This is a genomic window from Streptomyces sp. rh34 (assembly GCF_002551245.1).
Lineage (GTDB): Bacteria > Actinomycetota > Actinomycetes > Streptomycetales > Streptomycetaceae > Streptomyces.
In genome coordinates, this window is the sequence record NZ_NTGZ01000273.1 from 1 (window position 1) to 9665 (window position 9665).

Sequence of the window (9665 nt, forward strand, 5' to 3'; positions counted from 1 at the left end):
TAAGAGACAGAGACCGCGAGGACGCGCGGTACTGGCTCGGCCGGTTCGCCGGGGTCGCCGCCGACGCGGCCGCGTGCGCGCTCGCCGCCGGCGACGCGGTGAGCGCGGTGACCCTGCTCGAATCCGGGCGCTGTGTGCTCGCCGCCCAGGCACTCGACAGCCGCGGCGATCTCTCCGACCTGCGCGAGCGGGCGCCCGAGCTGGCCGAGCGCTTCCGGACGCTCACCGCGGAGTTCGAGACCGACACCACGAGCGACCGCGTGGCCCTCGCCGACGAGCTCGACGCGGTGACCGACCGGATCCGCGCGCTGCCCGGTATGGAGCGGTTCCTGCGGCCCCCGCTGCTCACCGATCTCACCGCGCAGGCGCACGAGGGCCCGATCGTGTACGTCAACGTCAGCCGGCACCGATGTGACGCGCTGATCATCACCCCGGACGGGGTCCGGTCACGCGCGTTGGACGGGCTGAGCGAGGAAGCCGTGAGTCAGCGCGTGCGCGCTCTGCACACCGCTTTCGCGGAGGGGCGGCCGGCCGCCGAGCAGGCGATCCACGACACGCTCGCATGGCTGTGGGACACCGTCGCGGGCCCTGTGCTCGACGAACTGGGGCTGACAGCGAAACCGGCGGCGGACGGTCGGTGGCCGAGGGTCTGGTGGGCGCCGGTCGGGTCGCTCAGCCTGCTCCCCCTGCACGCGGCGGGCCACCACCGCGACGGCGGCCCTGCGCTCCTCGACCGCGTCGTCTCCTCGACGACGCCGACGATCCGCGCTCTGGGCCACGCCCGCGCGGGCCGCCGCGCCAACCGGACCGAGCCTCGGCTGCTAGTGGTCGCGATGCCGCACACTCCGGACGCCCCGGACCTGCCCGGCGCACGGGCCGAAGCCGATCACCTGGCCGCCCTCATACCCGGCGCCACGGTCCTGGTCGGCGCGGACGCAACTCGTGACGCCGTTCTCGACGCCTTGCCGGCCGGCGGCTGGGCACACTTCGCCTGCCACGGGTACAGCGACCCGGACAACCCTTCGGACAGCCACCTCGCGCTGCACGACCACGACCGCGCGCCGTTCCGGGTACGGGACCTTTCCCGACTACGCCTGCGGGACGCGGAGTTCGCGTTCCTGTCCGCCTGCGACACGGCCCGCACCACCGAGCGCCTGTCCGACGAGGCGATCCACCCGCTGGCGGCTTTTCAGATAGCCGGGTTCTCCCAGGTGGTCGGCACGCTGTGGCGCGTCGACGACGCTGTGGCGCCGGCTTTCAGTCAGCAGATCTACGGCGAGTTGATCGCGGACCGATCCGGCCCGCTGTGCGCGTCGGCGGCGGTCCATCGCACCGTCAGGCGGCTCAGGACGAAGTATCCGAACCTGCCCTCGGTGTGGGCCGCACACGTCCACGCGGGCGCCTGACCACGCGCATCCCGTCGTACCGGAGGCCGGTCCGCGGCCGCCTCGGCCGGCTCTTCCCCCGGCGAGGGTGACCCGCGGACTCACTGCTCATGGGCACGCGCAAGTTCCGTGGGCCTGTGGCAACGGCGGAGCCCGCTGCGACGTCGTCCTTCCGGCTCAGGGAACGGCCACGTCGGGTCCGGCGTGCGGGGGCGCGATTCTGACCGCGATCAGGGCGACGTCGTCCGAGCCGCCCCCGGCCATGCCTTCCAGGATCTCGTCGCAGAACGTCTCGAGCGGTTCACGGGCCAGGGCCGCCGCGTGCTGCCGCAGGCGCGCCAGACCCCGGTCCATGTCCTCCTCGCGGCGCTCGACGAGGCCGTCCGTGTAGAGCAGCACGGTCGAGTCGGGCGGCAGCGTGTCGGTCGTAGCGGGGCGATGGACCTCGGGCTCCACCCCGAGCATGACGCTGCGGCCCCCGGTGAGGAAGCGGGTCTCCCCGTCGTGCGTCACCAGCAGGGGTGCGGGGTGGCCCGCGACCGCGTAGTGCAGCAGCCACGGCTCGTCCGCGCCCAGCCGTTCGACCAGCGCGTAGATACAGGTCAGCGTCTGGTGGGGATAGAGGATGTGATGCGCCGCGTCCAGCCGGGCGAGGATCTTGCCGGGCGGTTCCTTGCGGTCGCAGGCGATGCCCCGGAGCATGTTGCGGGTCTGGCTCATCATGACCGCGGCCCGCAGATCATGTCCCGCGATATCGCCGATGATCAGTGTCATCGCGCCGTCCGGCAGCACGAAGGCGTCGTACCAGTCACCACCGACGCGGGCGGTGGTGCTCGCCGGCCGGTAGCGGGCCGCCACGTCGAGTGGTCCGTCCGTGGGCAGGCCGGGCAACAGGGAACGCTGCAGCCGCTCCGCCGTGTGCTGCGCCTCGGCGTGCAGGCGCGCGTTGTCGACGGCCAGCGCCACCCGATGGGCGAGGTCCTCGACGAGGGAGAGGGCGTCCTCGGTCAGCCGGGCTTCTCGACGGGTACGAGCCAGGGTCAGCACGCCGAGCACCTGACGCCGGGCTCTGAGCGGGGCGACGATCGCCGTATCGGCCCCGAGCCGCTCGAAGAGATCCCGCTCCCGGGAACGCAGAGGGTCGTCCGCCTCCTCCGGCGGGGGGAAGTCCGTGAGCAGTACAGGGCCCACACCCAGCAGCGCACGGGCGACCGAGGCCGCCGAACCTTCGGCCGGAGGCAGCAAACCTTCGTCCAGGCCCGGGGACGTCACATCGGCGTCCCGGTGCTCGACGACGAGCCTGCGCAGCCGCCCCTGGTCGTCCAGCAGGTCGACCGCGCACCAGTCGGCCAGGCCGGGGACGAGCGTGCGGCAGAGCCGACGGAGCCCCTGGTCCACTTCGAGCGTGCTGGAGAGGGCCTCCGCCGCGTTGATGAGCAGCGTGAGCCGGTCCAGGGCGTGCTGTACCACCTCGTCGACCTCGAAGCGGTCGGCGCCGCCGCCCGAGCCCCGCTCCTTGCCGGCCCCGCGATGAGGCGGGCCACCCGCCTCGTCCTGCTTCGGGCACATACCGGGTCCTTGCCTCTCTCGCACGCACCCGCCGGGGACCTGAGTCGCCGGGCGCCCTCTCAGTCTCCAGCACACGGCTACGCCGGGCATGTGGGCGACGACGGCCAACCATGCGCGCCGTGCCGCACAGGTCCCCGCCCCCGACCGTGCACGCCCGGCCCTCGTACCGTCACGGACCGCGTTCGGGCGCACTCCGCCCACGAGGGACAATGGAGCGCTACAGCCACACCGCACCGCCGCCCACCGCCGCATCAGGAGTCCCCGTGCCCGAGCGCAAATCTTTCGCCGCGCAGCCCGACCTACAGGCCGACTGCGGGAGCTGCTTCGGTCTGTGCTGCGTGGCGCTGCCCTTTTCGCGCTCGTCGGATTTCCCGGTGGACAAGTCCGCCGGCACGCCCTGCGGAAACCTTCGGGAGGACTTCCGCTGCGGCATCCACGAGCGGCTGCGCGACCAGGGTTACAACGGCTGCACGGTGTTCGACTGCTTCGGCGCGGGCCAGAAGGTCTCCCAGGTCACCTTCAAGGGCGTCAGCTGGCGCGAGGAGCCGGACTCTGCCCGCGCGATGTTCGAGGTCCTCCCCGTCGTACGCCAGTTGCAGGAGCTCCTGAAGTACACCGCGCAGGCCTTGGATCTGCCCGCGGCACGGCCCGTCCACCGGGACCTGCGCCACGCGTACGAGCGGATCGACGCGCTCACCCGGGAGACGGTGGAGAGCCTGCTCGCCGTCGACGTGGACGCACTGCGCGGCGAGGTGAACCCGCTGCTCCTGCGCGCCAGCGAGCTGGCCCGCGCGGTGGTCCCGGGGCGCAGGAAGAACCACCGGGGCGCCAACCTCATGGGCGCGCGGCTGCGCGGTGCGAAGCTGCGCGGCGCCAGCATGCGCGGCGCCCTCCTCATCGCGGCCGACCTGTCCGACGCCGACCTGCGTGACGCGGACCTGATCGGCGCGGACATGCGGGACACCGACCTGTGCGGGGCGGATCTGCGCGGCGCGCTGTTCCTCACGCAGCCGCAGCTGAACGCCGCGCGGGGCGACGCCCGCACGAAGGTCGCCCACCCGCTGGAGCACCCCTCGCACTGGGCAGGCTAAAAGTCGTCCCGCGATTCCCGGAACGGCGGTTCCTACCCTCGAAGCGTCTCCAGCAGCCGCAGCCACACCTCGCTGATGGTCGGGTACGCCGGGACCGCGTGCCACAGACGGTCGATCGGGACCTCCCCCACGACCGCGATCGTCGCCGAGTGCAGGAGTTCGCCGATCCCCGGGCCGACGAAGGTGACGCCGAGCAGGATTTCACGGTCCAGGTCCACGATCATCCGGGCGCGGCCCCGGTAGCCGTCGGCGTAGAGGCCGGAGCCCGCGACCGAGGCGAGGTCGTAGTCGACGGCGCGTACGCGGTGGCCCGCGCGTTCGGCCTCGGCGAGGGTGAGGCCGACGGACGCGGCCTCCGGGTCGGTGAAGACGACCTGGGGGACGGCCGCGTGATCGGCGGTGGCCGCGTGGGCGCCCCAGGGTGCGGTCTCCAGAGGTGCCTTCCCGGTGCGGGCGGCGATCGCCGCGCCTGCGATGCGGGCCTGGTATTTGCCCTGGTGCGTCAGTAGGGCGCGGTGGTTGACGTCCCCGACCGCGTACAGCCAGTCCGTGCCCTCGACGCGGCAGCTGTCGTCCACGGTGAGCCAGGAGCCGGGTTCGAGACCGATCGTCTCCAGGCCCAGGTCGTCCGTGCGCGGGGCCCGGCCGGTGGCGAAGAGGATCTCGTCGGCCTCGATGCGGTCGCCGCCGCCCAGGTCGACGGTGACCGGGCCGTCCGGTGCGGGGCGCTGGACCGCGGTGACCGAGACGCCCGTACGGATCCGGGCCCCGGCCTCCGTCAGCGCGTCGGCGATCAGCTCGCCCGCGAAGGGCTCCATCCTCGGGAGCAGGCCGTTGCCCCGGACCAGCAGGGTCACCTCGGAGCCCAGCGCCTGCCAGACCGTCGCCATCTCCACGCCCACGACTCCCCCGCCGACGATGACGAGCCGCCCGGGAGCCTCCTTGGCGCTGGTGGCTTCGCGGCTGGTCCAGGGGCGGGCCTCGTCGACGCCGGGGAGGGAGGGGACGACGGCCCGGGAGCCGGTGCAGACGGCGACGGCGTGCCGGGCCGTGAGCCGGTGCTCCGTGCCGTCGGGGGCGGTGACGGTGACCGCGCGGGGGCCGGCGAGCCGGCCCGTGCCCCGGTAGACGTCCGCTCCGACGCTCTCCAGCCAGGCGACCTGGCCGTCGTCCTTCCAATGGCTCGTCTCCTCGTCCCGGTGGGCGAGCACGGCCTCCACGTCCAGGGGGCCCCGCACCGCGGCGCTCAGTCCCGGCACCCGGCGGGCGTCGGCGCGGGCGACGACGGGGCGCAGCAGCGCCTTGCTCGGCATGCACGCCCAGTAGGAGCATTCGCCGCCGACCAGCTCGGACTCCACCACCGCTGCGGAGAGCCCAGCGGCGCGGGCCCGGTCCGCCACGTTCTCGCCCACCGGGCCCGCGCCGATGATCACCACGTCGTAGGAGGAGCGCTCGGAGTTCTTCCCTGCATCAGTCATGGAAACAGTGTCCTCGCGGGTGTGCGCCCCGGCCACATGGGCAGGCGGAATAGCGCACGTGCAGCCACCGTTGTGCCGGACAGAAACCGTCAGGACTCCACCGGCAGAGGAAGAGGTACCCCCAGTATGAGCACCGTCGAGCTCACCAAGGAAAACTTCGATCAGGTCGTCAGCGACAACGATTTCGTCCTGATCGACTTCTGGGCTTCCTGGTGCGGCCCGTGCCTGCGGTTCGCGCCCGTCTACGACTCGGCCTCCGAGCGCCACCCCGACCTGGTCTTCGCCAAGGTCGACACCGAGGCGCAGCAGGAGCTGGCGGCTGCCTTCGAGATCCGTTCCATCCCGACGCTGATGATCGTCCGCGACAACGTCGCGGTCTTCGCGCAGCCCGGTGCGCTGCCCGAGGCGGCTCTGGAGGACGTCATCGGGCAGGCCCGGAAGCTGGACATGGACGAGGTCCGCAAGTCCGTCGAGGAGCAGAAGCGGGCAGCCGAGGCGGGCCAGGGGCAGGGGCAGCCGGAGGCCCCGTAGTCGCCCTGTCGAAGCACGGTACGGCCCTGGGCCCCGACCGACACCATGGAGACGGTGTACGCGGTCGGGGCCCTCGGTCGTGTCCGGGGCGCGCGTGACCGTCCTGCCGTGTCGGCGCCCCGGTCGTGTCAGGTTGCGCGCGGCGAGCCCGGGTTCTCGGGGCCGCCCTCTTTTCCCGATCTCCCGGGGCCGCCCGCCGCTTCCCGCTCTCAGGACGCGGGACGCTCTCCCTCCGCCCCGGCGACGCGGACCGACATGCCGTAGTCCAGTTCCTCGCCGTCGATGAGCACGGCCTCCACCGTCCGGGTTTCCGGATCGACGTCCGCCTCCATGCCCTCGCCCGCGTACCGGGGGTAGCCCGAGGCCCCCGTCTGGCCGGTGGCGGCGACGACCGCGGACCGGATCGGCCGGCCGGGGGCCCCGGTCCGCGTCCTGCTGTGGTCGGGGATCAGGAGGAGCTCATAACTCTGCGGGTGGCTCATGCCTCCGACGCTAGAGATCCGCGGTGCGTCGCGCATGTCGTCGCGCCGGAGGCGGTCAGCTGGATTCCCGGTGCACCGCGCTGGTGCGGAGCAGATCCTGATGGACCGGCGGCCCGCCCGGGTGCTGGACCATGCGGTCGATCGTCTCGGCCAGCGGCTGCGGCATGGCGAGCTCCATCCGGACGGTGCTCAGCCGGGGACGCAGCAGCCTGCCGATGAGGGAGTCGTCGGCGCCGATCACCGCCGTGTCGGCCGGCACGGTCACCCCCGCGTCCTGGAGTGCCCGCATCAGCAGCATGGCGTACTCGTCGTTGTACGCGAACACCGCGTCCAGTCCCAGTTCCGGCCAGCGGGCGGCCAGTTGGTGAGCGGACTCCTCCTCGTACCGCAGCGGGAGCGGGCATACGCGGGCCCCCGCCGGTTCGGCGACGCGACGCGCCCCGATGAGACGGGGTTCGGAGAAGAGCGCCCGGCCCGGTTCCTGGGGCATGACCACGCCGATATGGCGACGGCCGCGGGCCAGCAGGTGTTCCACCGCGCTGGCCCCAACCTGGCGTTGGTCCATGACCAGGCCGTGCGCTCCGGCCACCGGGCCGGGGCCCAGGGTGATCACCGCCTTGGCTCCGGAGCGGGTCAGGATGCCCGTGCCGTGCGGGGTGAGCGCGATGCCCGGCGGTACGACGACGGCGACGGGCCGCAGTTCGGCCCAGGCCGTGGCCGCCTCGTCGGCGGTGAGGCCGACGCTGCCGTACTGGACGACGGTGTAGTCCAGGCGGCGCAGCCCGGACTGGAGTTCCTCGAAGAAGTACTGGTGCAGTGGTCCCGCCGGTATGTGGCCGGAGGGCAGCAGGACCATGCGGCTGTGTCCGGCGCGCAGGCTGCGGGCAGCCGCGTGCGGGACGTAAGCGAGCTGGAGGGCGGCCTCCCTGACCCGGCGTCGGGTGGGTTCGCTGATCCGGACGGTGACGTTGTTGTTCAGTACGTACGACACGGTGGCCCGGGACACTCCGGCGAGGCGCGCGACATCGGCGCTGGTCGGAACGGAGACTTCGGCGGGCTGCTTGGGTAACTGGCTCATGGCGTCGGGCAGTCTTCCAGACCCGTGGGAGCGGGATTCGGCCCGGGGCCCGCAGGTTCGGTCACACTGGCCGGAACGCCGCCCCGCGGCCCCGGGTCCGACGCCCCGCTCCCGGGATCGGCCGGTGGAGGTTCTACGGTGTTGCGATGACGTTCCCCGACAGCGCGTACCGTTCCGACAACCCCTTTGACGTGCCCGGCAGCAGCGGGCCGAGCGCCACGGCGCAGGTCGATCCCGACGATGTGGGCCCCGTGCGCACCTCCTACGCCCCCGATCGCGACGGCGATCCCGACCCAGGTGAGATCGTCTGGACCTGGGTGCCCTTCGAGGAGAGCGACGGGCGGGGGAAGGACCGACCGGTGCTCGTCGTGGCCCGCGAGGAGGCGGGCACGCTGCTCGCCGTCCAGCTCTCCAGCAAGCAGCACGACCGGGAACACGAGTGGGTGGCGCTGGGCGCGGGCCCCTGGGACAGCTCGGGGCGGCCGTCCTGGGCCGGTCTCGACCGGGTGCTGAGGGTCCACGAGGACGGGATGCGCCGGGAGGCGTGCGCCCTGGACCGGGAGCGGTTCGACCGGGTCGCCGGGCGGCTGCGCGAGCGGTACGGCTGGAGCTGAGAGGCGACGCGGTGGGCGGTGGTGCGGCCCGCCGGGCACGGTCCGGTCTCCCGGCACGCTCCGGACGCCGCACCCCGGCTCATGTGAAGGTCCGGGTGAAGGCGGCCCGGACGGCGGAGTCGGGGTTCCGGTCCAGGATCCCGAAGACGATCTGCTCGAAGTGGCCGCCGAACCGGCCGCCCTCGCCGAGCAGTGCCCGGAACGCCTCCGCCACCTGACCCGGGTCGTTGCGGAACACCCCGCAGCCCCACGCCCCCAGGACCAGTCTGCGGTAGCCCCGTACGGCCGCGACTTCCAGCACCCGTTCGGCGCGGGAGGCCAGAGCCGCCGGGACGCGGTGGGCCTCCTCGGGGGTCTGCCGCTGGATCACCCCGGCGTTGGGCGCGGGCGAGGTGAGGAATCCGACGGTGTACGGGGCGTCCAGGAACGCGCCGCGGTCGTCGCGGAAGACCGGCACCCCGGGCGAGTGGATCACCCGGTCGGTGTAGAAGGCGCTGCGTTCGGCGCGATGGTGCGCGTAGTACTCGGGGGCGCGCAGCAGGGTCGCGTGGAGGGCCGAGCCTCGGCACAGGGCCTCCTCCTGGGCCTGCGCGCCGTTGAGGTAGCCGCCGCCGGGGTTGCGGGCCGAGGCGTAGCTGAGGACGGCGACCCGGCCGGGTCCCTCGCCGGTCATCCGGCGGGCCGCGGCGAGGCTGCTCTCGCCGGTGACCTCGATGCGCGGGGTGCGGTCGGTGTCCAGGGCGGCGACGGGCACCGGGTCCGGTCCGTAGAGCCTGGTTCCGGACAGCGCGGCGGTCACGGCTCGTTCGATGGACACCACCTGACCTGCCGCGTTGTGATATCTCCCGGCCTCGACGACCGCTTCCGTCCCGCGCGCGATACCGCGCAGCCGCGCGCTCACCGGCGCTCCCCCGTGTGGTGCATACGGGGCATGCTGATGGGGAACCCGGCCTGGGCGCAACCGTATTTTCCCGACCCGGGGGCACCCTTGTGCGATCTCCGGGTACGGGTTTGGCTGGTAGGTACGCAGCTGAGAAGGAGGCCCTCATGGGCTTGGACATTCCCGGCGCAACCGGCTCGCGCCCGGACGCCGCCCCCCTCGACGAGAGCGGGGCAGAGGATTTACTGCGCGGCATTTGCTTCAAGACGGGCCCTCCTCGAACCGTCGGGGTGGAACTCGAATGGCTCATCCACGACCGGGAACGACCTGATCTTCCGATCGGCCGGGAACGGCTGGACAGCGCCGTCGAGGCGGTCCGTGCGCTGCCGCTGAGCGCGGCGCTGACATTCGAGCCGGGCGGGCAGCTGGAGCTCAGCTCGCAGCCGGCCGGCTCCCTCATGGAGTGCGTCGACACCACCGCGGCCGATCTGGCGGCGGTCCGCGCCTCGCTCGGCGCGGCGGGGCTCGCACCGGTCGGGCTCGGCGTCGATCCGTGG

General features: G+C 72.9%; 10 protein-coding genes. 5 read left to right on the top strand and 5 right to left on the bottom strand.

What is annotated here, in order from left to right:
• The coding region (locus CR470_RS31890; protein WP_143663916.1) for a CHAT domain-containing protein at positions 1–1406 on the top strand (1406 nt) is incomplete at its 5' end.
• 156 nt (positions 1407–1562) lie between these two features.
• On the opposite strand, the gene CR470_RS31895 is transcribed toward CR470_RS31890, so the two are convergent.
• Positions 1563–2954: a PP2C family protein-serine/threonine phosphatase gene (locus CR470_RS31895; protein WP_097870953.1), complete on the bottom strand. Its 1392-nt coding sequence runs from the start codon at positions 2952–2954 to the stop codon at positions 1563–1565.
• A gap of 209 nt (positions 2955–3163) precedes the next feature.
• Between CR470_RS31895 and CR470_RS31900 the strand changes: the two genes are divergently transcribed.
• The gene (locus tag CR470_RS31900) at positions 3164–4045 is read left to right on the top strand and encodes a pentapeptide repeat-containing protein (protein ID WP_179892441.1); all 882 of its coding nucleotides are present in this window, start codon (positions 3164–3166) and stop codon (positions 4043–4045) included.
• Between the two features lie 32 nt (positions 4046–4077).
• Here CR470_RS31900 and CR470_RS31905 read toward each other — a convergent pair whose 3' ends face one another.
• On the bottom strand, positions 4078–5523 hold the full coding sequence (locus CR470_RS31905; protein ID WP_097870955.1) for a dihydrolipoyl dehydrogenase family protein: 1446 nt from the start codon (positions 5521–5523) through the stop codon (positions 4078–4080).
• Between the two features lie 126 nt (positions 5524–5649).
• Between CR470_RS31905 and trxA the strand changes: the two genes are divergently transcribed.
• A complete protein-coding gene (trxA, locus tag CR470_RS31910; RefSeq protein WP_097870956.1) occupies positions 5650–6054 on the top strand; it encodes a thioredoxin in 405 nt (134 codons plus the stop codon).
• 209 nt (positions 6055–6263) lie between these two features.
• Here trxA and CR470_RS31915 read toward each other — a convergent pair whose 3' ends face one another.
• Both CR470_RS31915 and CR470_RS31920 read right to left on the bottom strand, forming a co-directional pair.
• Complete coding sequence (locus CR470_RS31915) at positions 6264–6536, bottom strand: hypothetical protein (RefSeq protein WP_097870957.1); 273 nt, start codon at positions 6534–6536, stop codon at positions 6264–6266.
• Between the two features lie 55 nt (positions 6537–6591).
• Entirely contained in the window at positions 6592–7614 is a 1023-nt protein-coding gene (locus tag CR470_RS31920) for a LacI family DNA-binding transcriptional regulator (protein ID WP_097870958.1), read from the bottom strand.
• 146 nt (positions 7615–7760) lie between these two features.
• On the opposite strand from CR470_RS31920, the gene CR470_RS31925 reads away from it, so the two are divergent.
• Positions 7761–8228, top strand: a complete 468-nt coding sequence (locus CR470_RS31925; protein ID WP_097870959.1) for a type II toxin-antitoxin system PemK/MazF family toxin — start codon at positions 7761–7763, stop codon at positions 8226–8228.
• 79 nt (positions 8229–8307) lie between these two features.
• Here CR470_RS31925 and CR470_RS31930 read toward each other — a convergent pair whose 3' ends face one another.
• Positions 8308–9129, bottom strand: a complete 822-nt coding sequence (locus tag CR470_RS31930) for a TIGR02452 family protein (RefSeq protein WP_097870960.1) — start codon at positions 9127–9129, stop codon at positions 8308–8310.
• 146 nt (positions 9130–9275) lie between these two features.
• Here CR470_RS31930 and CR470_RS31935 point away from each other — a divergent pair.
• The coding region (locus tag CR470_RS31935; protein ID WP_257138983.1) for a glutamate-cysteine ligase family protein at positions 9276–9665 on the top strand (390 nt) is incomplete at its 3' end.

What these genes read in the sequence shown, in the direction of transcription:
- CR470_RS31915 (WP_097870957.1), bottom strand. Translation starts at nt 6,536, where the DNA reads ATGAGCCACCCGCAGAGTTATGAGCTCCTCCTGATCCCCGACCACAGC.
- CR470_RS31905 (WP_097870955.1), bottom strand. Translation starts at nt 5,523, where the DNA reads ATGACTGATGCAGGGAAGAACTCCGAGCGCTCCTCCTACGACGTGGTG.
- CR470_RS31900 (WP_179892441.1), top strand. Translation starts at nt 3,164, where the DNA reads ATGGAGCGCTACAGCCACACCGCACCGCCGCCCACCGCCGCATCAGGA.
- trxA (WP_097870956.1), top strand. Translation starts at nt 5,650, where the DNA reads ATGAGCACCGTCGAGCTCACCAAGGAAAACTTCGATCAGGTCGTCAGC.
- CR470_RS31920 (WP_097870958.1), bottom strand. Translation starts at nt 7,614, where the DNA reads ATGAGCCAGTTACCCAAGCAGCCCGCCGAAGTCTCCGTTCCGACCAGC.
- CR470_RS31895 (WP_097870953.1), bottom strand. Translation starts at nt 2,954, where the DNA reads ATGTGCCCGAAGCAGGACGAGGCGGGTGGCCCGCCTCATCGCGGGGCC.
- CR470_RS31925 (WP_097870959.1), top strand. Translation starts at nt 7,761, where the DNA reads ATGACGTTCCCCGACAGCGCGTACCGTTCCGACAACCCCTTTGACGTG.